The organism is Niallia sp. CD-39, assembly GCF_059874745.1.
Map to the genome: position 1 here is coordinate 272,093 of NZ_JCBCPS010000003.1, position 23,919 is coordinate 296,011.

Genomic DNA, 23,919 nt, shown 5'->3' on the forward strand with positions numbered 1-23,919 from the left:
AGTTCGTAATATTTCTGGACATGTGAATGCCCGTATAATTGATAGAACCCAATTAATCCTTGATATTTTTGCAGGACGTGCCCGGTCAAAAGAAGGAAAGCTCCAGGTTGAATATGCCCAGCTTCACTATTTATTGCCGCGCTTGGCAGGTCAAGGGACACAGCTTTCAAGGCTAGGTGGAGGAATTGGGACGAGAGGACCTGGTGAGACAAAACTTGAATCCGATCGCAGACATATTCGAAGAAGATTAGATGATATTAAAGGGCAATTAGCAGTCGTTGTGAAGCATCGAGTTCGTTATCGGGAACGAAGAAAACGAAATCAGGCTTTTCAGTTTGCTATTGTTGGGTATACGAATGCAGGGAAGTCAACGCTATTCAATCGCTTAACAGATGCTGGATCATATGAAGAAAATCAATTATTTGCCACACTAGACCCTATGACAAGAAGAATGACCTTGCCAAGTGGCTTCCAAGGACTTATTACTGACACGGTAGGCTTTATTCAAGACTTGCCAACATCGCTTGTGGCAGCATTTCGTTCAACTCTTGAAGAGGTGAAAGAAGCTGATGTTCTTCTTCATGTAGTTGACATGTCTAATCCAGATTATTTTCAACATGAAGAAACCGTTCAATCATTAATGAAGGATTTAGAAACAGATGAGCTCCCGCAGCTTACGATTTATAACAAGAAGGACGAGGTTCACCCTGACTTTGTGCCAACTACAAATATTCATCATGTGCAAATCAGCGCTTTGGACAAGTTGGATATCGAAGAGTTGAAACAGCAGCTTGAAAAAGAAGTCCTAAAAAAAATGAAGCGCTATGAAATCTTATTGCCTGCTAACGAAGGAAAACTACTATCGCAGTTAAAAACAGAGACCGTTTTGAAGCATTTGTATTTTATAGAAGAAGCAGATTGTTATCACTGTGTAGGGTATTATCGTGAGGATCAACAGCTAACAGGGGTATTAAAGAAGTTTGCGAAATAAAGGAGAAGAACATGTTTAAACAGTTAACATACGGAGAAACATTAGCGCCATTAGTAAAAAAAGTAGAAAACCAAATCGAACCAATGTTAAAATCCATCGATGAAAGAATTGATGAGAACCAATTCAGAGTTCTGCAAAGCTTTCAACATAAAAAAGTAAGTGATTCACATTTCATACCATCTACCGGTTATGGATACGATGATCATGGCAGGGATACACTTGAAGAAATTTATGCTGAAGTGTTTGGTGCAGAAGCGGGATTAGTACGTCCTCAAATTATTTCAGGAACGCATGCGATTTCGATCGCATTATTCGGAGTACTCCGTCCGGGAGATGAACTTCTTTATATCACAGGAAAGCCATATGATACATTAGAAGAAATTGTAGGAATACGAGGAAACGGAGTCGGTTCACTTCAGGATTTCGGAATTGGTTACAATAGTGTACCATTGCTTGCAGATGGTTCGGTTGATCTAAATGCAGTTCGTGATGTCATTGGACCAAAAACGAAAGTGATTGGCATTCAGCGTTCAAAGGGATATGCTGTTCGTCCGTCATTTACAATCGCTCAAATTAAAGAGATGATCGACTTTATAAAAGGTATTAAGCCTGATGCCATCGTTTTTGTAGATAATTGCTATGGCGAGTTTGTAGAAGAAATGGAACCATGTCATGTTGGTGCTGATTTAATGGCAGGGTCTCTTATTAAAAACCCTGGCGGTGGATTGGCAAAAACAGGTGGCTACATAGTCGGAAAAAAAGACTACGTTGAGGCTTGCTCATATCGAATGACTTCACCGGGGATAGGTAGAGAGGCTGGAGCATCGCTTTATAGCTTGCAAGAGATGTACCAAGGATTCTTCCTTGCACCACATGTTGTTGGCCAAGCTTTAAAAGGTGCTGTTTTTACTGCAGCAATGTTAGAGGAATTTGGCATGAATTCATTCCCTAAGTGGGATGAAAAGCGTACAGATTTAATTCAATCTGTTCAATTTGATGATGCTGATAAGATGGTTGCGTTTTGCCAAGCGATTCAATTTGCATCACCGATAAACTCACATGTCACACCATACGCAAGCTATATGCCTGGGTATGAGGACGATGTAATCATGGCTGCGGGAACATTTATTCAAGGTGCGAGCATTGAGTTGACAGCTGATGGTCCAATTCGCCCACCATATGCTGCATATGTACAAGGTGGCCTAACTTATTCTCATGTGAAAATTGCCGTATGTACGGCTATAAACCGATTAATTGAAAAAGGGTTATTATAAGGTAAAACGTGCAGACTAATACTGAACTTCTTTTGTCGCTAGACAATGAGCAGTTCAATTTGTTTTGCACGTTTTTTTAATGACTGTTTTCGGATCAATGTTATTGATGTTTAAATTTATTAACAACTTCAGTAATGATGATTGCTAGAGCAAAAAAGAAACCCATTAATAAAGTTAGGCATTAATCTATTATCCTTCGATCATCTTAAGATAAGGTATTTCATTACCGTCTACAATAGCAATTGCGATTGGTGTATCAGTTTCGTATATTTTGGTACCAACGGGTAGTTTGTTAGCTGTGCCGTTTTTAAAATTCCGTGCTTTATTTGATTGTTTTGTTATTTCACCAATTATTTCACCAATCTTATATTCTAATTCATTTACCCAATCTACGTTTTCAACATTAGAATATACAATATTATCGAGGATGAAGATGTCTGAGTTGCCATCATTAAGGAAATCCTTTGGAGTAGGATTACCATTAATTGTGCATCCTGATAAAACGACAAGTATGAGGCAAAGAAAAATGAGAATTTTTTCTTTCATAAAATACATTTTTTACTGTACCCCCATTTAATCAACCTTTTTCATGAATGTATTACTGTAATTTTAGCAGAATGTAAAGGGGTATAGGCTAATAGAAGTTTTTTGAGGATTCAATCAATAGATTTATGTTTAAAAGTTCTGTGAGAAGGAATGTAGATAGTGGTTTAAAAATATGGGCAAACAAATAGAAATTTTTTATGAAAATAAAGAATTGTATTTTCATGTTATAAAACATAACATTTAGTTGACAGGAAATCTAACATTGCATATAATGAGTTCATAAGATGATTACAAAAGGAGGAGAGATAGTTGACTGGTAGTGAAATTCGTCGCTCCATGCCGCTGTTTCCAATTGGGATTGTGATGCAGTTAACAGAATTATCAGCAAGGCAAATTCGTTATTATGAGGAACACCAATTGATCTCTCCGGCTAGAACCGATACAAATAGACGTCTTTATTCGTTAAATGACATCGATAGATTGCTAGAGATTAAAGACTTAATTGATCAAGGTGTAAACATGGCTGGAATTAAACAGCTGTTTAATATGAAAGAACAGCAAATAATTGCTGCTGAAATGAATAAGCAAGATGAAAAAGTGCGACATGATATTACCGATCAAGAACTTAGAAAGCTACTAAGAAAAGAGCTTACACAGGCAGGTCGTTTTAATCGTACCCCTTTAAGACAAGGGGATATGTCTCGCTTTTTCCATTAATAATAAAATTAACTTGTTAACAATTAAGGGAGGAATTTCAAGTGGCAAAGTATTCAAGAGAAGACATTCAACGCATTGCGCAAGAAGAAAACGTTAAGTTTATTCGTTTGCAATTCACGGACATTCTAGGAACGATTAAAAATGTGGAAATTCCAATTAGCCAATTGGAAAAAGCATTAGACAATAAAATGATGTTCGACGGTTCTTCAATTGAAGGATTCGTTCGCATTGAAGAATCAGACATGTACCTTTACCCAGATCTAGATACTTGGGTGGTATTCCCTTGGACTGCTGAAAAAGGAAAAGTTGCACGTTTAATTTGTGATATTTATAGCCCAGATGGAACTCCATTTGAAGGAGATCCTCGTAACAACTTACGTAGAATTTTAGCAGAAATGGAAGAGTTAGGATTCACTGATTTCAACCTTGGACCTGAGCCCGAGTTCTTCTTATTCAAACTAGATCAAGCTGGCGAACCAACTTTAGAATTAAATGATAATGGTGGATACTTTGACCTAGCTCCAACAGATTTAGGGGAAAATTGCCGCCGTGATATCGTGTTAGAGCTTGAGGAAATGGGCTTTGAAATTGAAGCATCTCACCATGAGGTTGCTCCAGGGCAACACGAAATTGATTTCAAATATGCAGACGTATTAACAGCTTGTGACCAAATTCAGACATTCAAGCTAGTTGTTAAAACAATTGCACGTAAGCATGGTCTACATGCTACATTCATGCCAAAACCATTATTCGGTGTTAATGGTTCAGGTATGCACTGTAACGTTTCATTATTTAAAGATGGTGTAAACTCATTCTTCGATGATAAAGGTGAGTTGCAATTAAGCGAAACAGCTCGTCAATTCATCGCTGGAGTCATTAAACATGCACCAAGCTTTACAGCGGTTACGAATCCAACGGTAAACTCTTACAAGCGTTTAGTACCTGGTTACGAAGCACCTTGCTATGTTGCTTGGTCTGCAAGAAACCGTTCTCCTTTAATCCGTATCCCAGCTTCTCGTGGTATCAGTACTCGAGTTGAGGTACGTAGTGTTGACCCTTCAGCAAATCCATATCTAGCATTAGCTTTACTTCTAAAAGCTGGCCTTGATGGAATTAAAAATGGTTTAACACCTCCAGCTCCAGTAGATCGCAACATCTACGTTATGAGCAAGGAAGAGCGTGAAGCAGAAGGAATCGTTGATCTACCAGCAACACTTGTATCTGCACTTGATAACTTAAAATCAAATGAAGTTATGGTCGGTGCTCTAGGTGAGCATATCTTTGAACATTTCGTAGAAGCAAAAGAAATTGAGTGGGATATGTTCCGCACGCAAGTTCATCCTTGGGAGCGCGAGCAATACCTACAAATGTATTAATAAGTTAGAACCCCTCTAAACCAATGTTTAGAGGGGTTTTTCTTTAAGTAAATAAGCCCTTCCGTTTGGAGGGGCTTAATAACTACAAATTACCTTTTAATTATTCTGAAATTTGTTGGAATAAGTCAAATGCATTACCATACAAATCTTCGAAACCTACACCTTTACCGCCTGGAACATTTTTCGGTTCTCCATGAAAAGTAACTCCGCGCTCTTTCATTTCACGATAGTCTTTTTCAATGTCGTCACTTAAAAACATGATTAATACCTGGTTTTCAGCTTGCTTGCCAATGATCGCTTCTTGTTCAGGGTTTTCAGCTTTTACTAATTCTAATCTCGTTTCATTGTCAGAACTCGGTGAAACAGTTACGTACTTCCACCCTGGCGAAAATTCTATTTCGTCTCGAATGATGAACCCTAATTTTGTGGTATAAAATTGTTTTGCTTCTTCAATATCCTTAACTAGTATAGAAACTTGGGCTGCTTGTGTAATCATTTCAACATTTCCTCCATTTCAATTATCTAGTATATTTTTATATTCGCTTAATTGGATATAGTATCCTTTTTTAAATCTGATTTTTGTGCAAATGACTAGAGAATAAATCGTTTATGCAATTATAGTTCAACTAGCTCTGTGACTTTAATATGTAACCGCGGATTAAAGTAATTGTGCTGCTCTTCATATCCTCTGTAGACAAATAAGTGTTTTCAAGGTCACAAACTCAGTTTTTGATATATTGACTTAATCTACAACTATTCATTTGAATATAGCTAAAGAGGGATTTTAATTTCTCGAAAATGTACCTCGATCGGGTCCTATAGGTCCACCAATCAACGGAGAAAATTGAATGGCCATCGAATCAAAACGAGAAGAAACTTATAACAAAGAAATTAAGGGAATGATTGGTATAAATATTGATTAGTAGCATAATTGAGATCGTCCACACGGACGATCATTTTTTGAATAACTTAAAGTAAGGGGTGATACAAAATGGTAAAGATTTTTATCGATCCTGGTCATGGTGGGTCTGATCCTGGAGCAGTCGGAAACGGTCTGCAGGAGAAAAATCTGACTCTGAATATTTCATTGAAGATCAAAGTATTACTACTTCAATTTGAAAATGTCCAGGTAAGATTAAGTCGCGAAAACGATAGTAGCCTGACTTTAAAACAACGTACTGACCTAGCAAATAGCTGGGGTGCAGACTTTTTATTATCTGTTCACATTAATGCAGGTGGCGGTACCGGATATGAAGATTTCCGATACACAACACTCTCAGCATCATCAAACACAGGAAGTATTCAAGCAGCAATACATTCAGCCGTCATCTCACAATTAAGATCGTATAATGTTCGGGATCGTGGAATGAAGCAGGCGAATTTCCATATGCTACGTGAGTCTAATATGCCAGCAGTTTTAACTGAGAATCTGTTTATAGATAACCAACAGGATGCTGCTTTACTAAAGAGTGAAGAGTTTTTACAAGCACTTGCAATTGGACATGTGAATGGAATGGTTAATGCTTTCAACCTAAAGAAGAAAGCATCGATTCCTAAACCTATAAATGAAGGGGGACTAACTGTGTCACAAGCTCAAAATTTGCAAAGACAAATAAATGAATTGAAGAATTTAGTCAATCAAAAAGCTGATAAAGTTGTAACAGTAGGTGAAGTAGGGGATTGGGCGAAGACTGCATGGGATAAGGCAAAAGTAAAAAAAGGGAAAGATGGGACGGCAATCTTAGATGGAACAAACCCAAAGGCACCATTGACAAGAGAACAGTTCGCAGTGGTATTAGAACGATTAGGATTACTTAATTAAACTAGAGAAGCCCTTCCATTTGGAGGGGCTTTCACTTATTAATCCATATTAGATAAAAGAGCCTTTAATTTTATTATTCTATTTTGGATTAAGGGGTAGTTATAGCATTCTATATAAAGAATGTTTTCTTTATTGTAGTAAATTTCCGCAGCGTTTATAACGTTTTCCAAGAATTCTTTCTTGGGTAATATATAATTTTTATTAGCAAATGAAAATAGGATACTTTTATTATCTACAAAGTCAACCTTAATAAGTACATCTCCTTCAGGATGGAAATATTCAACCGATTTATTTTTCTCAATAAATTCTGCAACTAATTGGAAATAGATAGCCCAAAGGTTTGAGATAGTTCCATGTGCATCCTCACCTATAATTATATTGTTATCATAAATTATCTCTATAAACCCATTATAATTAATATCCTCGATATTCATATTTCCTTTTAAAGAATTTCTAGTTATGTCAGTGAAATCTTTAATATTTACAAAATTTTTATTCGAGTTATCTGACCATGCTTCAGAAGTGTATATATAGGTAGTAACTTTCATAATTTCTCCTTAAGGTAACAAAAGTTGTGGAAAATAAGTGCTCGTTGGATAAAGCTGAGTTACGCGACCTGTCTTAAAATCAACACCAATTCTGTATATGATACCACTATATTGTCCTTGGGAGGGCGAGCAATACCTGCTAAAGTATTTATAAGTTAGAACCACTTTAAACCAATGTTTAGAGGCGGTCTGTTTATTGAGCGAAGTTTAATATAGGTGCATTATTTTAATATACTCTTTTTATGTATGCACCTGCTTCTAGTTCTAGTACAGCATTCGTATGTTTTACTGAATGGGGAGGGTTACTTAAAGCGATTGTTTAATTAGAAATCTCGTTGTGACCTAATGTCCTAGTTCATCGCTAGAAATTTGATAGATTAACTAAATTTTTCTTATGTGTGCATTTTGTTTGTCATGTGTATTCTGTTTAGTAACCCCCAAGAAAATACCATATGTTATTTCCTTAATGAATTTAAGATACTTAGCAATAAAGTAAATATTAAGGTTAGTAGAAAAATAATGACGTAGTTCAAAAATAAATTAGAATCAAAATTACCAACTGAAGTCATTATAGAAACTACTAGAATACAGAGAAAGGTAACAGTTAGAGCAGGGGAGAGTAGCTTAGCCATTTGCTAGCCTCTTTCTATTGTTTTTGTCTAAATTATAACAAATCATTTTTTATTTGAATGAAACATAAATAAGTATACTTGAGAGATGTAAACAGGCTCAAGGTATTTTGAAATGATTAGTAGCAAGAATGCCTCCACCCTTAAAACCAGCTGACCTATTTTATTATGGACATAAACTTGTTTTAAGTAGACAAAACATAACCTTAGCAAATTTTCTGTATCAGTTCTATTGAATTATTCTTAGGAGAATTAACCAGTGGAGATACTTCGTAGGCTTCCATTAGGTCTTCTGGAAGAGGGTTTAAAAGTTTATTTAATTTATCTAATTCCTCAATTGAAGTATCTAGCCAAATCTTTTCATCTTCGGGCTTCAAAATTACTGGCATACGGTCATGAATGTCTTTTACAAGCTCGTTAGGCGTAGTAGTAATAACAGTGCAAGAAAAAATCGTTTCACCATCTGGAGATTTCCAAGCTTCCCACAATCCAGCCATAGCAAACAAATTAGAAGATTTAAGTTTAATTCTCATTGGAGTTTTCGTTTTATCATCATGTCTTTTCCACTCATAAAACGAGTCAGCAACTACTAAGCAACGCTTCTTTTTAAATGGATTTCGATAACTTGCTTTTTCATTTACAGTTTCAGCTCTTGCATTAATCATTTTGTAACCAATCTTCAAGTCTTTGGACCATGGTGGAATTAACCCCCACCGAAGGTAGCCTAATCGATTTTTTGATCCATCATTAATAACTGCTAAAACCGATTGAGATGGGGCTGCATTGAAATTTGGATTATAAAGTTCTTCTTGAATTGCTGCCTCAATATCAAAGCGATCAATTATTTCTGTAAATGTTGCTGTAAGTGTGAAACGTCCGCACATGTAATCACCTCTTTTTTATCCATTCTATCCAAAGTCAGAGGTATTAACTCAAAAAAATTCTAAAGAGTGAAAAGAGTAATAGGTGGAGTCATGTAATTAAAATAGCTTTAACAAGAGGGGTAAAATAAATCCGGTAATAGTTAAGATGGTGAACCTGTTGTAAAGAAGTACATCACGTTTAATATAGCGAGGATAATTATTAGTGTGGTTATCACTTTTTTCATAGTTTCTACCTTCTTTAGTAGTTATACCTATAGTCTATTCTATCTTTATTTAACAAAGATGCTGATTTTATATCGAAAGATGCTGATTCCTTATCAAAAGTAATGATCCCCTACTCAAAGCTATAGATTCCTTACCCCGGTTGATAGTTGAGTTGTCTATGTGACGGAGACTTTCACAATTCGTTTGACTATTTCTGTTCCTAAGATACAACCTACTAATGAAATAACTTCACTTGAAAAGAGGGTCTTAAAAACATAATAAAGTGTCGTTCCTAAAGCAAAATCATATTTGAAAATTGATTTAAGCTTAGAGCCTTCGATTGTATAAAATATAAATTCATGATTGCTTGTTGTCATTATAATCCCACCTTTGTTGTTAAACTATGATTGTATAGGCTTGGCATATTTATAAAAAAACAAAATAATGACCTCAAACAATGCTTTACGTTTATTAAAAGAAGAAAATTTAATGAGTGCTGTTTTATTGACAAGGAGATTCTTGATTTAAGAATGTCATCCGAATAATCATACAGATAGCGAAAAAATAGTCAGCACCTTTCGGTAAGGAAGGAAATTCAATGAAGTGGAGTCAATCCTATAGACGAACTTTTTTCAGAAAAAGTCATTGGAAGGAGCTAAAACTTATGAAGTTAGTTAATGTAATGTGGAAATTAGAGATAATGTGATTTTTTATAGCTCCATTTCAAAATAAAGTATGACGAATTACATTTTTTTCGAGTTTTTTGATTTACGGATTATGATTAATGTTGTTAGCACAATAATAAGTAAAAACATTCCTTTTACCATGAACAATTCCTCCATTCGTTTTCTTCTTCAAAAGAACTAAAACCTTTTTATACCAAGGTTTATTTTTATTCTTGAAGTTGAATATGATTCTCTAATTCTTTCATTCTCGTTTCGAGTGTTCTTGCGTATGTTAATGCAATAGAAGATCTACAGCTGTGACAAAAGCAACAATAGTTATGATATCCATTGAATCACCTCAAACTTATTTACGAATTAAGGATAGATAAAGTTTCGAATTAACTGACAATTTTAAAAAATGATCAGTTTAAGAAAAATCTATAATCTAAATAAAATAGAATATTTTATAAATCTTAACGAGCCAAAGCCATACTAATGCATGTGTTTCATACATAATTGCACTAGGTACACAATGTTATGATGTATCAATCTTAATAGCGGAATTTTCCGCGCTTATTGAAAAAAACTTATGGTTCTATACTTTAGAATAACTTCGAAAGCGGGGTTGTTAAACTATATAAAATATAAAAGGAAGAATGAATATGAGCACATCCTTCCTAGCCTTTTCATCAATAGAATTTAATTAATTCTTGAACTGGTTCATATGAAGAAGGCAATCTTGAACAAGAGTTACACCCTGACTCATAGACGCACCACCACCAAAAGCTGCAGTCACACCAATTGCTTCAAATATCTCTTCCTCGGAGCATCCATGATCAAGACAACCCTTCGTATGGTAGATAATACAGTACTCATCTTGAGCATGTAGACTGATTCCTAAGGCAATTAATTGTTTTGTTTTTGTGATAGAGTACCTTCTTTGAAGCATTCTTCTGTGAAGGTATTATAACTTTCAACGAATTCGGGCATTTTTTTACTGAAAACACCAAGCCCTTTCTTGTAATGAATTAAAGCAGATTCTATTGTGTTTGTTGTAACATCATCCATTTTTCCAGCTCCATTCAGTAAATTTGATAACTTCAAATGTTTATTATGAACAAGTCTAGTTGAAATTACTCATTTTAATTCACAATATAAAGAGGAATTCATTCGAACATAAATGTAAGCATCAGTTTTGTTTAATTAAAGTATATATTTGTACCGACTTATAACTTTAGATAAGGATCTGTTCTATATGTAAGTAAATCTTTGAGAGCTTCAATACATCCATATCATATATCGACACTTCCTTGTTTTTTTAGAAGAATTCTTTAGTCTTCATGAATTGAACAAATGCTTTTGTTCATTTAATATTAGCTTTATTACTATAATTAGAAAGAACGGATGTTTAATGAAGAAGTATATGCTTAAGGAAACCATTTCTGGATATTCCAAAGGTACTTTGTTTTATATGATTGTGGAATCCGAGTTCATTGGTGTGAAGGAATATGTGTTACGTACTCATGATTTATCAGTTAGAATTGTAGTGAGTGAAAAGGAATTAAGGACGAAATTTATTCCATGGAAATAATGAATAGAATTAACTTTTAGAAAGAAGTGAGAAGATGTTCTCGAAAGCTCAATATATGCATGAGGTAGATCAAAAGTATGTGACGAGAAGAGCTCATCCTACAAATCAAGACATTGTCATTTTAAATTATAGCGAGCATGCTACATATGATAAACGATGGAATGAGATTACGATGAGTTGCCGAGGTTTAATTATGAATGAAAGTACAGGCGAGGTATTGGCTCGACCATTTTCGAAGTTCTTCAACTATGGTGAAATGCCTGAGATGGAAGAGAATATTCCATTTAATGAGCCACCCGAGTTTACAGTAAAGCAAGATGGCTCATTAGGGATCAGCTATAAGCTTAATGGGAAAACATATTGGGCAACGAGAGGTTCGTTTGACTCAGTGCAAGCAATGGCTGCGCAAAAAATTTGGGAAGAAAAGTATCATGATGTACACATCCCAGATGAATTGACATTACTTGTCGAAATCATTGACCCAGTTACAAAGGTTGTCATTAATTATGGTGGACAGTCTGATATTATCTTAATTGGAGCAGTAAACCGATTTACTGGTTATGATTATTCTTATTCAGAATTAGAAATGTTGGGAAAGCAATTAGGATTGATCGTGACTGAACAGCAATTTTTAACTATGAATGAAGCAATACAGTTAAAGGAAACAATTGATTATCAACAAGAAGGCTGGGTATTGAGATGGTCGAATGGGATGAGGTTAAAAGTAAAAGGTACACGGTATAACGATATTCATCGGATTGCGTACGGTTTATCAGATAAACTAAAAACTGAATATTGGAAAATGGATAAGATTGATGAGCTCATCCGTTCAGTACCTGAAGAGTTCAGAGAAGAACTTGAAGCTTTAGAAATTCGGTTAAATAAAGCACTTCAGCAACTTGAGCATCGTGTAAATTCTCATTACGAGCAAACGATCAGCAAATCTTCAACACGTAAAGAATTCGCAGTAACTGTTGCGAAAAATATTCCAAAAGCAGAACAATATTTGGTTTTTAAAAAAGTAGATGAAAAGTTAACAAACGAACAACTAAAAGAACATATTTATCGGAATTACAGTGAGTATAAAGGAAAGGGATGAAAGAGAAAGTGTCAACTTTTCATTTAATGGTAGGTCTACCAGCCAGTGGGAAATCAACGTTTGCTAAGAAGCTTGCAATTACACAAAATGCGCATATTCTCTCGTCAGATGATATTCGAGAAGAATTATATGGCGATGAATCTGTTCAAGCCCATAATGATCACGTTTTTGAAGTAATGAACGGAAGGATGCGGCAGCTTTTAATCGAAGGAAAGAGTGTCATATATGATGCAACAAATACGAATAGGAAGCGAAGAGTGCATTTAATTCAGCATATTGTAAAGGCAGAAACTAAAATTTGCTATTATTTTAATGAACATATCGATACAATTCGGAGTCGAAACAAGAAGAGGAATAGAGTAGTTAAGGATTCCTCAATTGATCGAATGTACAAAAGCTTGCATATTCCAATTGTCAATGAAGGCTTCGACCAAGTTGTCTTTGTGTCTGATATGCGAAATGAATTAGCAGAAAAAAGGCGATTTTTAGAAAAGGCGATTCTTTCTGGTCAAGGCCATGATGAACTTTTTTCCAAACTTGCGATTATTGATGATTTTAAAGCGATCACCGATCTGCCTCATGATTCTTCCTATCATCACTTTTCAGTTAGCAGACATACATACAACGCATACGACCATTTATTAAAGCATTCATCCGAATCAAATCGTCTGCAGCTACTGTGGGCAATTTTGTTTCATGATGTAGGGAAGGCGTTTTGTAAGACGTTTGAAAATATTAAGGGAGAAGAAACGAAGTATGCACACTTCTTCGGTCACGAATTTGTTTCATCTCAATTAGCTAGTTATTGGCTTACTTTATTAGGCTATGAAGATAAATTTGTAAAAGGAGTAACTGAGCTTGTTCAATTTCACATGGTGCCATTGAACGCTTCTGAAAAAAAGACTTTAGAGTTGCAAAACTTATTAGGTGAACGATCATTTGATTTGCTCATGCAATTGCACGAGGCAGATCGTCAAGCAAAGTAAAGAAAACATACAGAGCGGATGTTTTCTTTTTTTTTGAATTATATGATCGGAAAGTACGACATGATTTGACAATATTCTTAATTCTATTAAATTATATTGACAAAATAGATGCTAAAGCATACTATCAAATTAAATGATATTGATTTTCAATATCAACTAATGCGAGAGGAAGTATAGAAGTGAAGAAATTAATTTCTATTTTTAGTTTGCTTTTTATTTTAACAGCATGTGGAGCGCAAGGGAATGATGATGCTTCATCAGATACAAACGGTGATCAAGATGCTCAAAAAGAAACAATTACATATGAATCGGAAACTGGACCAGTTGAAGTTCCTGCTGATCCTCAAAGAGTTGCTATTGTAGGCGGTAATGTAGGGAATTTCTTAGCACTAGGTGTGAATGTTATTGGCGTAGATGAATGGTCAAAAGTTAGTCCTCTTTATGAAGAGTATTTGAAAGATGTAGAAGTCATATCTGATGAAGAATTAGAAAAAATAATAGAGTTAGATCCTGACTTGATTGTCGCGGCTAATACGAGCAAAAACCTTGATAAATTAAGTGAAATTGCCCCAACTGTTACATACACGTATGGAAATGTTGATTATTTAACACAACATATTGAAATTGGCAAGCTTGTAAATCAAGAAAAAGAAGCAACAGAATGGGTTGAAAATTTTAAAGAAAAAGCAAGTAAATACGGAGAAGAAGTAAAAGCAAAAATTGGTGAGGATGCCACTGTTACTGTTTTAGAAAGCTATAGTAAACAAATGAGTGTGTTTGGTGATAACTGGGGGAGAGGAACTGAGGTTCTATACCAACAGATGAAAATGAAGATGCATCCAAAAGTAGAAGAAATGGCAAAAGCAGATGGTTATTATATGCTCTCACAAGAAGTTTTGCATGAGTATGTCGGAGATTACTTAGTAATTAGTAAGTTTAGTGATCAAGACAATTCATTCCAAGAAACAACATCTTATAAAGAAATACCAGCAGTAAAAAATAATCAAGTGTTTGAAGCTGATGGTTATGCGTTTATGTTCAATGATCCAATTACATTGGATTACCAACTTGAATTTTTTAGAGATCATTTTTTACAATAGAATGAAAAGTATATAGAGTTGAATGAAAGAGACTGATCAATTTGATCAGTTGGATTGTAGACAAAGTCGATTTCTGACTTTGTCTACATTTTTTTTAGAGGACTTTTTAATAATCGGTGCCCCCAGACCATCTTGAAAACGCTTGTCAGACTAGGGGTGCCGCCATAGTGAAGACCCAAATAGAACACACGGTTCATGAGGGGACGAACGAGACTAACAACGACGAATGCGAGCGTTTGTCAACAGTCTGGACTGATCAATTTGATCAGTTTTTTTCTTTAGTTGCTCTATGTCTGTAATGATTTTTTATATATAAAATCCATAAGCAGTTTAATTATTATGCCTAATAAGAATAAAGTTGCAAATGAGTAAAAGACATTCCAGTTCATTAATGTATAAAATTGAAAGTGTACAAAAATAGGTACACCGATAAAGCCAATTCCTGCTGCTGAAATTAGATTAGAAAACAGAAAATATTTCCATTTTATGAAATGTTGATATTGTAAGGTCATAATTACTGGAATGACAAAAAAGTCAACAGCATTTACGCTATTAAAAAAAGGGATGAACTGGTGTGGATAGTTCCATAAATTAAAATATTCTCCTATTTCATTAATAAAACCAATAAACGTAAAACTAATAAAGAAAGTGAGTAATATTAAGAGGAGTTTGGAACGATCAATCAATTTTAAGAGTAATAAAAAGAAGGTAAAGTTAAGTAGACAAATAACCCACCATTGAGTACTAAATACATCTTGATGTATCCAGTATTTTAATTCTTCAGCATGTGTATAGGATTCTATCTTAATAATACTTTCGTACAAAAGAAGCACACCCCTCTAAGCATTAAATTTCCCAATACATGATTTTTCGTTTTAGCTGTCTAATTAGGATGTGGAATCTCATACTTAATTATTCAACCATTGATAATAAGTCACGGACTTAATCCAATGGACGAAAGCTTTTGATTTATTTATCTTTCAAAACAAAGCTATAACTTTTCTCGAAATTTATTTAAAAATATAATCTGATTCCTGCTCATTAAGAGTAAGTTTAACTCTCTAGTAACCTTATTATTAGCAATTATATAAAGCGGCAAATCAATTAGGCGTAGCTGTCAATTTTAAATAACAATGCATCCGTTTGTTCAATAACGACGAGAGATCTGTTATCGTTAAGGAAATTGAAAGCCACAATATGCCTGATTCTAAAAACAGCGCTATCTTTATCGACAGAAGTATACTCACAAGCTATTTTTAACAGTATCTATAAACTTTTGTACAAGTAAACTCTGCTTCTCAGCTTTTCTTGTACAAATAGCAATTTTATGTTTGTAATGTATATCCTGGACGTACACTCTTGCCAATTGACCAGTCTCTACATGCTCTTGAACAGCGAGCGATGAAATAAAGCTAGCACCATATCCTGCCATTACAGAACGAATTGTTTCATTAATTCCACTAAATTGAAGCGAAATTTTTGGTGCTCTTACTTGGTGAGTTTGGCATAAAGAAAATAGATGCTCTCTCATTGAACTTCCTTCTTCACGCATAATAAATGATTCTTTAACCATCTCCTCTAACGAAATAGTTTTATTAGCATACGGATGAGAGGTTGATACAATAAACCAAAGCTCATCTTCGAAAAGCTCGTCCCACATTATTTCATCTGGTCTTTCCGATACTCCACCTCCATATATTGCAATATCGGCTTTATAATGTATGAGCTGCTCAAAAGCATCTTTCGTATTGGCAGTCGTAATGACTAAATTAACTTCTTCATTCTCACTCTTAAATGTAGCTGCCCATTTAGGTAGTAAAAAGTTGGCAGGTAGATACGTTGCAACAATATGAATTGATCCTGCTTTGGCAAGTCGATAATCCTCAATAAAAGACTCAATATGTTCTTCAAGAGCAACAAGATTTTCAGCCTTTTTTGCTAATTCTTTCCCGAATTCAGTTAATACAACCCCTCGTCCTTGTTGTTTAAATAACGGAACACCAATTTCTTGTTCAAACTTTTTTATCTGGCTAGAAACTGCAGGTTGACTAATACACATCAACTTGGCTGCTTTTGTGAAACTACCTGTACTTGCTACTTGATAAAACAATTTTAAGCCATGTATATTCATAATTTCACTCCTAAACATAACTAAAGGTTATGGATTGATAATAATAATATATTTTATTTATGATTAAATTTATTATACACTTTTATTGGAAATATAAAAATGAAATGGAAAAGAGGTTGCCATTATCGTGAATAACGTTTGGAAAGATGTAGATGAATATTTTATTGATAAACTATTACCTTTTGATTTAACACTTGAAGGGGCATTGCAAGCTAACAAAAAGGCTGGTATTCCAGAAATTGATGTCTCACCACCACAAGGTAAACTTCTATACCTATTAGCTAAAATTAAAGGAGCCAAAAACATATTAGAAATTGGTACTCTAGGTGGATATAGTAGTATATGGCTTGCGCGTGCACTCCCTGAAATTGGGAAAGTATATACGCTTGAAATTGAACCAGAGTATGCAAAAGTAGCTAGGCAAAACATTAAGACTGCAGGTTGTACGAATAAAGTTGAAGTAATAGTAGGAAAAGCATTAGAAACCTTGCCTACCCTTAAAGAAAAGGGTCTTTCCTTTGACTTGATTTTTATAGATGCAGATAAACCTAATAATCCTCACTACCTGAAATGGGCATTAGAATTAGCGAATAGTGGAGCACTGATCATTAGTGATAATGTCGTCCGAAATGGTGAAGTTATTGACGAAAATAGTGAAGATGAGCGCGTACAAGGTGTACGTGAATTTATGGATATTCTAGAAAATGAACCTCGTATTGAATCTACTGCAATTCAAACTGTTGGAAATAAAGGGTATGATGGCTTTGTAATAAGCCTCGTAAAATAAATTCAGAAGGCTGTGTCAATTGAATGCGACACAGCCTTCTTCTTCCAGAATTAATGAGAGGATTCATAACACTAGGAGAACAATCGTATTGTCACAAGGTATCCTACAAATAAAATAGGAAGATATTGTTAAACGGTACGGTAATTTTAATCTTTTAGATAAGCTTCTTACATAATGAAGAATTCAATTTACTATAAAACGATTTGAACAACCTTTAAAGAAAAAATCTCTGATAAGTCTTCACCTTGACATTGATAATCAACTTGTAAGTTCATATGCTTGTACTAGTTTGCACTATACCTATAATTGTCTTCATTGGTATCCGTTATTGAGGCACGTAGTCTTATGCCTATTTATCATTTTGACAGTCCAGTATTACTGCATCAAAGACTATGAAAAATTGTTTAGATTGCTCAATCAATCTATTAGTTTCCTCCTATCTTATTCAATAAACAGCCAGCTTAATTGAATGTATTGATGTATGCTTTTTTACTAGAAACGAACTGGATCGAAGGTACATGGTTAAGTATAAACAATGATGTTGCACTTTATTAAAACGATGTTTAAGTGTTTTTTCTTAGACAACCATACCCAATGGAGAAAGAAATGCTTCAAGATGCTACTCATTATTTTAAACTAGAGTATTAATTGGAGAGTAAAATAGAGTTTAGTAAGGTGAACGGAGTTTTCTTACGGAATAATAGAATCAAGCATGTTTGAAGGTAATGAAGTAAATTAAACAGATCGATGCGACACCCTATGAATGTACTTTTTGGGTGAATGGAACACCTTTATCAACCTCTTTCCTCTTCTAGGATGCGTCTAATACTCTCGAGGAACTCCGAGGCTCTTATTTTTGTAGAATGTCTCTGTTGCACAAGCTTCATTCCATTTCGCGCAATTAATTTTCGCTCTTCATTATGATTTAGATAATAGTATGCTTTTTCTTCAAAGTTATGTTCGTTAATCGATACGAAGTTTACACCGGGAATAAAGCCTAAATCTCTTAATTCAGATGAATAAGGCGCCATTAATAAAGTATTGCTTGCAGGAATTTCAAAGTACTTCTTAACGGGATATTTAAATATAGAATCACAAGTAAAGCTAATTTTTGCTCGATTTAGCTCTCGTGCATAGGAATCACCAATCACTGTACTAGAATCTGATTCTTTTACGTTTCGATAACCCGGATGCTCAATTCTTAAAAATTCCTTTCTATTCTCAAAGCGCTTAATAATGTGTACACGTAATGGGTAGACTTCATCATAAGCAGCTCCTGTCATAAGTAGGTCTATGTCTTTCGGTAAATGGTAATCTTTAAAAACTTCTGTATTTACATGATGAGGAAGCCAGTGCATTCCTTTCATAAATTCAGGAAACCATTGTATGAACTTATCGCGACAATACGTAAAAATATGCTTAACACCCAATTGCTTAATGAATTCTTTCCGTTTGGGAAAACGGAAATGCAAATCTTGAAGGCCAATAGCAAAAGGAAGTTGTAAATCTTTCACACCTGTAATAATAGGTGCTCCATTTTCTAAAAAATCGTGAATATAAATGAAATCAGGTGTTACTTCACATTGTTCAATAATGTCATCAATTTTTCCTGATTTATGATAGACCATCAAGTTTACACTAGCTTTTAATTCATTAAGAAAGTAGTGAGTTGCGCGTACAGTATATTGACTGTCATCTCTTGCTATAAATAAAAGGTTTAACTTCCTCATCTATACCATCTCACTTTTCCTCTTTGTAATAATCATTAAAAAACTTTTCATTATATAAGATTTTTGTATCGTTTGGTCGATAATGTTTTGCTTGGATATGGTGTTTAAAGGATGAGTCTTTGTTTCCTACTGCCCAATAGCATACACATAGCTGGAGATGCGGATACCAAGTAGAATAGCTTTGTTCTGTAAATCCATGGGTGGAATCTACTTCTACTTCTAAGGCAAGGCGATACCATACAATCGCTTTTTTGTATTCATTTCTAATTTTATAAATGTCCCCAATTTGACAAGAAATTTCAGGTCGAGGAACATCATATTTTAAAGACAATATGAGAGCTTCCATCTGTTTGTTGTTTTGACCAAGCAGCTTATAACAGTTAGCTAAATTGAGGCAAGCTCTTATATTGTCCTCAATCCACCCTTTTTCAGTAATTAAAAATTCTTGATAATAGATAGCTGCTTTACGGTACTTCCCATGATCTTTTAGTTCATTTGCATAATAATATAGGTCACGAGGGCTAAACGTATCCCCGTTTTTTAACCTTCGTTCATATATATTAAGATTGCGATTCTTTGCTGAAGGATCAATGGTCTTATCAATTTTTCTATGAGTGATAGAGATATCTGCTTCAATTCCGTTTCCATATACCTCTAAATATTCATGAACTGCTCCAATCCATATAAACTGTTTTTCTCGTTTAACCAGTCGGTTACGTCGATAGCTAAAAGTTGGTTTGCCAAATTCATCGAATGCAATATTGTATAGAAATGATACATAATCAATATCAGTACTTAAAGTATCCTTTAATTTTTTGAACTGAATTTGGTCGTTGTCAGTGAGGATATCATCTGCATCGATCCAAAAAATATAACTTTTTTCTGCCTTTTGGAATGCATGGTTTCTCGCTGCAGAAAAGTCATCGACCCACTCGAATTGGTATATCTTATCAGTGAATTCTTGTGCAATCTCTATAGTACGATCTGTTGAACCTGTATCAACAATAACTATTTCATCACATAGATGAGCTACGCTGCTTAAACATCGATGTAGGACTTCTTCTTCATTTTTTACGATCATACAAAGACTAATATCAATCATTTAAGAATCACCTTGCCTCATTTTTATGAAAGAATAGTTACTTTCGTATTGATTCACACAAGAAGATCTTGTTACCACCATTTAAAGGAAAGGTAAGCAATTGATTAATGGTGAGAAGCTCTTCATATCTTTTGGCTACCTCACGATCAGTATTAAAATAGCGAACATGACTTGCATCATCGAAGTTCGGTACACTTAGTAGGACAGTTGAGCCTTTTCTTACCTTTTTAAGCACCTCTAGATCATTTGTTAAATGTTCAAGCACTTCAAACAAAATGACTACATTATAGTCTTCTTTAAATAAATCTGTAGTATATACGTTATCAATCAAGAAGCAATCTTCATAAGTTGGATTTACACTTTTAGCAATGGCGATCGCCTCTGAGCTAAAATCAAGACCTTTGTATTGTAAGAAACCTTCATCAAACAGCAAGTTCGCAAATTGACCAACACCACATCCAATATCAATGATTTTAGGATTGTTTTCTTTCCGTAATAAGCTAACAGCTTTCAACCAAATGGAATAATAAATGCTATGTTCATAGTGTTTATGATACATCTTGTTGAATCCACCTTGTTTGTACACAATATCATAATATATGTCATCTTTTTCCACTATGAATCCTCCTTTAAAATAGAAACTATGGGCTATCAGTAATTTATGCTTTCTAAATAAAAAACGTGATACTTTGTTAAAAAATCACTAGTATCTAATTGGATGTATATATTGGCGCTTCCTACATATATGTTAATTAAACCTGCAATCAGAAAAGAGGGTCTTTGATGATACCTTTAGTCCACATACAAAGGCAGTTTTATGGATTACAAGATGAACTGATCCGTGCTATTGAACGAGTGATTACATCTGGGAATTATATTTTAGGAGAAGAGGTACACCTCTTTGAAAGGGAGGTTTGTACGTATTTGAATACTTCTTACTCCGTTTCAGTTGGAAATGGCACGGATGCCCTAGTCATCGCATTACAAGCACTTGATATTAGGGATGGAGATGAAGTGATTACAACGCCATTTACTTTTTTTGCGACTGCAGAAGCCATTTCACGAGTGCGTGCAGTGCCTGTTTTTGTTGATATTGATCCAGCTACCTACACAATTGATGTTACAAAAATAGAAGAGCGGATCACCTCAAAAACGAAAGCGATTATACCTGTTCATTTGTTTGGGCAAACTTGCTCGATCGAACAAGTCTTACGATTAGCACGTAAACACAATCTTTTTATTATAGAAGACGCCTGTCAATCATTTGGTGCTGAAAATAACGGAAAGAAATTAGGAACATTTGGTGACATTGGATGCTTTTCTTTTTTCCCGACTAAGAATCTATCCACTATCGGAGACGGTGGGTTAATGGTTACTCACAATCCTAAACTTGCAGAGCGGATGAAAAAGTTAAGGCATCATGGTTCTTATAAGAAGTATCATCATGATGAAATAGGATACAACAGTCGTCTTGATGAAATCCATGCCGCAATCTTGCGTATTTCTTTAAAGTACATTGATCTGTGGAATGAGAAGAGGATACAAATTGCCGAAAATTACGACGATCTATCAAAAATCGAAGGAGTATCTATCCCTTATAGGGGTGAAAAACGATCACATGTTTTTCACATTTATTCCATTGAGCATGAGGAAAAGAAAACCTTAACGCTACACATGGAGGAAAATGGTGTTTCTGTTGGATCATATTATCCACTTCCTCTACATTTACAACCTGTCTACGGCCATTTAGGGTATAAAAAGGGTGATTTTCCAATTGCAGAAGAAAAGGCGAAACGTTTGCTAGCACTACCAATGCATCCGAACTTAACTGAACCTGAACAGCAGGAAATCATTCGTGTATTAAGTGTTTTTAAAAAGGGGCGATAAACCATGATTCGGATTGGTATCATAGGCTGCGGAAGAATGGCAGAGAAGCATGTAAAAACGATTCAAATGTTAGAGCAATTTTTGATTGTGGCAATTAGTGATCTGTCATTTACAAGGATGAGTTTGCTTCAGTCATTAATTAGAGAAGGAAATAACTATCCTGTTTCAATGCATACTGACTATGAAAAGCTTCTCTGGATTGATGATATTGATCTTGTGGTCATTGTTACATCCTCTCATCTTCATGCACCGATCGCGAAACATGCGCTTAAGAGGAAGAAGCATGTTCTTGTCGAAAAACCTCTCAGCCTATCACTCCACGAATCTCACGAATTAATCAATCTTGCAACGAATCAAAACTGCTATCTTTTTGTTGGACATCAAATTCGTTATCGCTTAATTATGATGGAAATTAAGAAGTTAATTGAGACTGGTATGCTAGGGAACATCTATTATGGAGCAGTTTCTATGTACATTCAAAGATCAGAGAAGTACTTTGCTGAGGCGCCTTGGAGAGGTACTTGGAAAGAAGATGGAGGAATGTTAATAAATCAAGGAATTCATGTTATAGATTTATTGCTTTGGTTTATGGGGGATGTAGCAAAAGTGTATGGTGATTTTGTAAATGTCCGAACTCATAAGCAAACTGAAGATATTGCTTTAGGAATAGTGACCTTTAGAAATGGTTCAAAAGGATTGATTGATGCAAACATCATCACATACCCTAACAATCAAAGTTACGCACTAAGATTATTCGCTGAAAAAGGTACAATTATTTTGGAAGGAGTTCAATTAGATAAAGTCGTGCGCTTTGAAATAGCTGAAATGAATGATGAAATACGGAGAGAGTTCTTAGAAAAAGTATCAGAGCGAGATGAGCATAGCACGATGTTTAAGAATATTCATCAAACGATAACTGGGCAGATACCGGAACTGATTGTAGATGGAAAAGAAGCATTAAAGTCGCTGGAGACAATCTTTGCATTTTATTCTTCTTCTCAAAATAATAAAGAAATAACTCTCCCGCTTCCTTCTTTTACCACAACTGAAATGGAAGGGTTAGATAGGAGGTAGAGGGGGTGAATAGAGTGAGTATACATGAGAGTGTGAAGATCGGGGAAGGATCATCCATTGGTGAGTATGTGGTGATTGAAGAAAATGTAGTTATCGGGAATGAAGTAGACATTGGTCATCATTGTGTAATTAAAGAGGGTACAGTTATTCATCATCATGTCTCAATCGGGGATTTTGTCACTTTAGGAAAAGTGCCTTCCTCTAATAAAAAGATGGCAAGAAAACCGAGAAAGAAGTTAGACAGTTTAATCATTAATGAAGAGTCAATAATCGGTAATCAAGTAACCCTTTACCGAGGTTCCCTACTTCATAAAGGTGTATTTATTGCAGATCACGCAAGTATTCGTGAGCAGGTAGAAATTGGTCAGTATTCGATTATTGGTAGACAGGTTATGATTGAACCGAATACAACAATCGGTGAGTATGTTACAATCCAAACTGCTTCATACATTACGGCAGATACGGTAATTGAGAATGAAGTGTTTATTGGTCCATGTTGCTCTATGTCCAATGACAAATTTATGGGGAGTGGGAATGGGCGCTATACTGGTCCAACCATTAGAAGAGGTGCGAAAATTGGCAATAATGCTACTCTATTACCTAATCTCATCATTGGAGCTTATGCAGTTATTGGCGCTGGATCCGTCGTAACAAAAGATATTCCTGCTAACGAAACGCATATTGGAAACCCTGCAAAAAAATTAATTAAATAATTGGCTATTATCACTTAGCTGTTTCAACCTTCATATGTTAAAAGAGCAACAAGAGAAACAGAG

Annotated in this window: 23 protein-coding genes and 1 pseudogene; 13 read left to right on the plus strand and 11 right to left on the minus strand. The window is 34.9% G+C overall.

Translation table 11 applies throughout. The annotated features are described in order from the left end of the window. Window positions 1-991 (plus strand): GTPase HflX (gene hflX / locus AC6F34_RS09720; RefSeq protein WP_500771496.1); only part of this gene is annotated, 991 nt, incomplete at its 5' end. 11 nt (window positions 992-1,002) lie between these two features. Then, window positions 1,003-2,265 (plus strand): methionine gamma-lyase family protein, encoded by a 1,263-nt coding sequence (locus AC6F34_RS09725; protein ID WP_500771498.1) that lies wholly within the window; start codon window positions 1,003-1,005, stop codon window positions 2,263-2,265. 189 nt (window positions 2,266-2,454) lie between these two features. On the opposite strand, the gene AC6F34_RS09730 is transcribed toward AC6F34_RS09725, so the two are convergent. Then, the gene (locus tag AC6F34_RS09730) at window positions 2,455-2,820 is read right to left on the minus strand and encodes a hypothetical protein (protein ID WP_500771500.1); all 366 of its coding nucleotides are present in this window, start codon (window positions 2,818-2,820) and stop codon (window positions 2,455-2,457) included. A gap of 300 nt (window positions 2,821-3,120) precedes the next feature. On the opposite strand from AC6F34_RS09730, the gene AC6F34_RS09735 reads away from it, so the two are divergent. Together AC6F34_RS09735 and glnA are read left to right on the plus strand one after the other, a co-directional pair. After that, window positions 3,121-3,528 (plus strand): MerR family transcriptional regulator, encoded by a 408-nt coding sequence (locus AC6F34_RS09735; RefSeq protein WP_500771502.1) that lies wholly within the window; start codon window positions 3,121-3,123, stop codon window positions 3,526-3,528. 41 nt (window positions 3,529-3,569) lie between these two features. Then, window positions 3,570-4,904, plus strand: a complete 1,335-nt coding sequence (glnA, locus tag AC6F34_RS09740; RefSeq protein WP_500771504.1) for a type I glutamate--ammonia ligase — start codon at window positions 3,570-3,572, stop codon at window positions 4,902-4,904. Between the two features lie 100 nt (window positions 4,905-5,004). On the opposite strand, the gene AC6F34_RS09745 is transcribed toward glnA, so the two are convergent. Next, the gene (locus tag AC6F34_RS09745) at window positions 5,005-5,400 is read right to left on the minus strand and encodes a VOC family protein (RefSeq protein ID WP_500771506.1); all 396 of its coding nucleotides are present in this window, start codon (window positions 5,398-5,400) and stop codon (window positions 5,005-5,007) included. Window positions 5,401-5,895: 495 nt separating this feature from the next. Between AC6F34_RS09745 and AC6F34_RS09750 the strand changes: the two genes are divergently transcribed. Beyond that, on the plus strand, window positions 5,896-6,726 hold the full coding sequence (locus AC6F34_RS09750; RefSeq protein WP_500771508.1) for an N-acetylmuramoyl-L-alanine amidase family protein: 831 nt from the start codon (window positions 5,896-5,898) through the stop codon (window positions 6,724-6,726). Window positions 6,727-6,764: 38 nt separating this feature from the next. Here AC6F34_RS09750 and AC6F34_RS09755 read toward each other — a convergent pair whose 3' ends face one another. The 4 genes and pseudogenes from AC6F34_RS09755 to AC6F34_RS09770 all read right to left on the minus strand — a co-directional run bounded on the left by AC6F34_RS09755 (window position 6,765) and on the right by AC6F34_RS09770 (window position 10,724). Next, a complete protein-coding gene (locus AC6F34_RS09755; protein ID WP_500771510.1) occupies window positions 6,765-7,274 on the minus strand; it encodes a hypothetical protein in 510 nt (169 codons plus the stop codon). Between the two features lie 835 nt (window positions 7,275-8,109). Next, the gene (locus AC6F34_RS09760) at window positions 8,110-8,787 is read right to left on the minus strand and encodes an SOS response-associated peptidase (RefSeq protein ID WP_500771512.1); all 678 of its coding nucleotides are present in this window, start codon (window positions 8,785-8,787) and stop codon (window positions 8,110-8,112) included. A gap of 380 nt (window positions 8,788-9,167) precedes the next feature. Further along, on the minus strand, window positions 9,168-9,368 hold the full coding sequence (locus AC6F34_RS09765) for a hypothetical protein (protein WP_500771514.1): 201 nt from the start codon (window positions 9,366-9,368) through the stop codon (window positions 9,168-9,170). Between the two features lie 991 nt (window positions 9,369-10,359). Then, window positions 10,360-10,724: pseudogene (locus AC6F34_RS09770) on the minus strand (carboxymuconolactone decarboxylase family protein). A 343-nt stretch (window positions 10,725-11,067) separates the two neighbouring features. Here AC6F34_RS09770 and AC6F34_RS09775 point away from each other — a divergent pair. From AC6F34_RS09775 to AC6F34_RS09790, 4 genes are all read left to right on the plus strand, one after another. Beyond that, window positions 11,068-11,247, plus strand: a complete 180-nt coding sequence (locus AC6F34_RS09775) for a hypothetical protein (RefSeq protein ID WP_500771516.1) — start codon at window positions 11,068-11,070, stop codon at window positions 11,245-11,247. 34 nt (window positions 11,248-11,281) lie between these two features. After that, complete coding sequence (locus tag AC6F34_RS09780; RefSeq protein ID WP_500771518.1) at window positions 11,282-12,346, plus strand: RNA ligase; 1,065 nt, start codon at window positions 11,282-11,284, stop codon at window positions 12,344-12,346. 8 nt (window positions 12,347-12,354) lie between these two features. Beyond that, entirely contained in the window at window positions 12,355-13,332 is a 978-nt protein-coding gene (locus AC6F34_RS09785; RefSeq protein ID WP_500771520.1) for an AAA family ATPase, read from the plus strand. A 179-nt stretch (window positions 13,333-13,511) separates the two neighbouring features. Beyond that, entirely contained in the window at window positions 13,512-14,432 is a 921-nt protein-coding gene (locus AC6F34_RS09790; RefSeq protein ID WP_500771522.1) for an iron-hydroxamate ABC transporter substrate-binding protein, read from the plus strand. 287 nt (window positions 14,433-14,719) lie between these two features. Here AC6F34_RS09790 and AC6F34_RS09795 read toward each other — a convergent pair whose 3' ends face one another. Together AC6F34_RS09795 and AC6F34_RS09800 are read right to left on the minus strand one after the other, a co-directional pair. After that, on the minus strand, window positions 14,720-15,256 hold the full coding sequence (locus tag AC6F34_RS09795; RefSeq protein WP_500771524.1) for a CBO0543 family protein: 537 nt from the start codon (window positions 15,254-15,256) through the stop codon (window positions 14,720-14,722). A 419-nt stretch (window positions 15,257-15,675) separates the two neighbouring features. Next, window positions 15,676-16,563: a LysR family transcriptional regulator gene (locus AC6F34_RS09800; protein ID WP_500771526.1), complete on the minus strand. Its 888-nt coding sequence runs from the start codon at window positions 16,561-16,563 to the stop codon at window positions 15,676-15,678. Between the two features lie 124 nt (window positions 16,564-16,687). Here AC6F34_RS09800 and AC6F34_RS09805 point away from each other — a divergent pair, with 124 nt between their 5' ends. Further along, the gene (locus AC6F34_RS09805) at window positions 16,688-17,350 is read left to right on the plus strand and encodes an O-methyltransferase (protein WP_500771744.1); all 663 of its coding nucleotides are present in this window, start codon (window positions 16,688-16,690) and stop codon (window positions 17,348-17,350) included. A gap of 794 nt (window positions 17,351-18,144) precedes the next feature. Here AC6F34_RS09805 and AC6F34_RS09810 read toward each other — a convergent pair. From AC6F34_RS09810 to AC6F34_RS09820, 3 genes are read right to left on the minus strand one after another with little or no spacing between them, the layout of a single operon-like run. Beyond that, entirely contained in the window at window positions 18,145-19,080 is a 936-nt protein-coding gene (locus AC6F34_RS09810) for a glycosyltransferase family protein (protein ID WP_500771528.1), read from the minus strand. A gap of 10 nt (window positions 19,081-19,090) precedes the next feature. Next, on the minus strand, window positions 19,091-20,182 hold the full coding sequence (locus tag AC6F34_RS09815; protein ID WP_500771530.1) for a tetratricopeptide repeat-containing glycosyltransferase family 2 protein: 1,092 nt from the start codon (window positions 20,180-20,182) through the stop codon (window positions 19,091-19,093). Window positions 20,183-20,219: 37 nt separating this feature from the next. After that, on the minus strand, window positions 20,220-20,798 hold the full coding sequence (locus AC6F34_RS09820; protein ID WP_500771532.1) for a class I SAM-dependent methyltransferase: 579 nt from the start codon (window positions 20,796-20,798) through the stop codon (window positions 20,220-20,222). A gap of 167 nt (window positions 20,799-20,965) precedes the next feature. On the opposite strand from AC6F34_RS09820, the gene AC6F34_RS09825 reads away from it, so the two are divergent. From AC6F34_RS09825 to AC6F34_RS09835, 3 genes are read left to right on the plus strand one after another with little or no spacing between them, the layout of a single operon-like run. Further along, on the plus strand, window positions 20,966-22,069 hold the full coding sequence (locus AC6F34_RS09825) for a DegT/DnrJ/EryC1/StrS family aminotransferase (protein WP_500771534.1): 1,104 nt from the start codon (window positions 20,966-20,968) through the stop codon (window positions 22,067-22,069). A gap of 3 nt (window positions 22,070-22,072) precedes the next feature. Next, a complete protein-coding gene (locus tag AC6F34_RS09830; protein WP_500771536.1) occupies window positions 22,073-23,143 on the plus strand; it encodes a Gfo/Idh/MocA family protein in 1,071 nt (356 codons plus the stop codon). A 14-nt stretch (window positions 23,144-23,157) separates the two neighbouring features. Beyond that, window positions 23,158-23,856, plus strand: coding sequence for an N-acetyltransferase (locus AC6F34_RS09835; RefSeq protein WP_500771746.1), 699 nt, complete (start codon window positions 23,158-23,160; stop codon window positions 23,854-23,856). Window positions 23,857-23,919: the final 63 nt, after the last annotated feature.

Excerpts from the sequence above, each read along its gene's own strand:
- AC6F34_RS09725 (WP_500771498.1), top strand. The coding sequence starts at position 1,003 with ATGTTTAAACAGTTAACATACGGAGAAACATTAGCGCCATTAGTAAAA.
- AC6F34_RS09730 (WP_500771500.1), bottom strand. The coding sequence starts at position 2,820 with ATGTATTTTATGAAAGAAAAAATTCTCATTTTTCTTTGCCTCATACTT.
- AC6F34_RS09745 (WP_500771506.1), bottom strand. The coding sequence starts at position 5,400 with ATGATTACACAAGCAGCCCAAGTTTCTATACTAGTTAAGGATATTGAA.
- AC6F34_RS09750 (WP_500771508.1), top strand. The coding sequence starts at position 5,896 with ATGGTAAAGATTTTTATCGATCCTGGTCATGGTGGGTCTGATCCTGGA.
- AC6F34_RS09755 (WP_500771510.1), bottom strand. The coding sequence starts at position 7,274 with ATGAAAGTTACTACCTATATATACACTTCTGAAGCATGGTCAGATAAC.
- AC6F34_RS09760 (WP_500771512.1), bottom strand. The coding sequence starts at position 8,787 with ATGTGCGGACGTTTCACACTTACAGCAACATTTACAGAAATAATTGAT.
- AC6F34_RS09765 (WP_500771514.1), bottom strand. The coding sequence starts at position 9,368 with ATGACAACAAGCAATCATGAATTTATATTTTATACAATCGAAGGCTCT.
- AC6F34_RS09775 (WP_500771516.1), top strand. The coding sequence starts at position 11,068 with ATGAAGAAGTATATGCTTAAGGAAACCATTTCTGGATATTCCAAAGGT.
- AC6F34_RS09780 (WP_500771518.1), top strand. The coding sequence starts at position 11,282 with ATGTTCTCGAAAGCTCAATATATGCATGAGGTAGATCAAAAGTATGTG.
- AC6F34_RS09800 (WP_500771526.1), bottom strand. The coding sequence starts at position 16,563 with ATGAATATACATGGCTTAAAATTGTTTTATCAAGTAGCAAGTACAGGT.
- AC6F34_RS09810 (WP_500771528.1), bottom strand. The coding sequence starts at position 19,080 with ATGAGGAAGTTAAACCTTTTATTTATAGCAAGAGATGACAGTCAATAT.
- AC6F34_RS09815 (WP_500771530.1), bottom strand. The coding sequence starts at position 20,182 with ATGATTGATATTAGTCTTTGTATGATCGTAAAAAATGAAGAAGAAGTC.
- AC6F34_RS09825 (WP_500771534.1), top strand. The coding sequence starts at position 20,966 with ATGATACCTTTAGTCCACATACAAAGGCAGTTTTATGGATTACAAGAT.
- AC6F34_RS09830 (WP_500771536.1), top strand. The coding sequence starts at position 22,073 with ATGATTCGGATTGGTATCATAGGCTGCGGAAGAATGGCAGAGAAGCAT.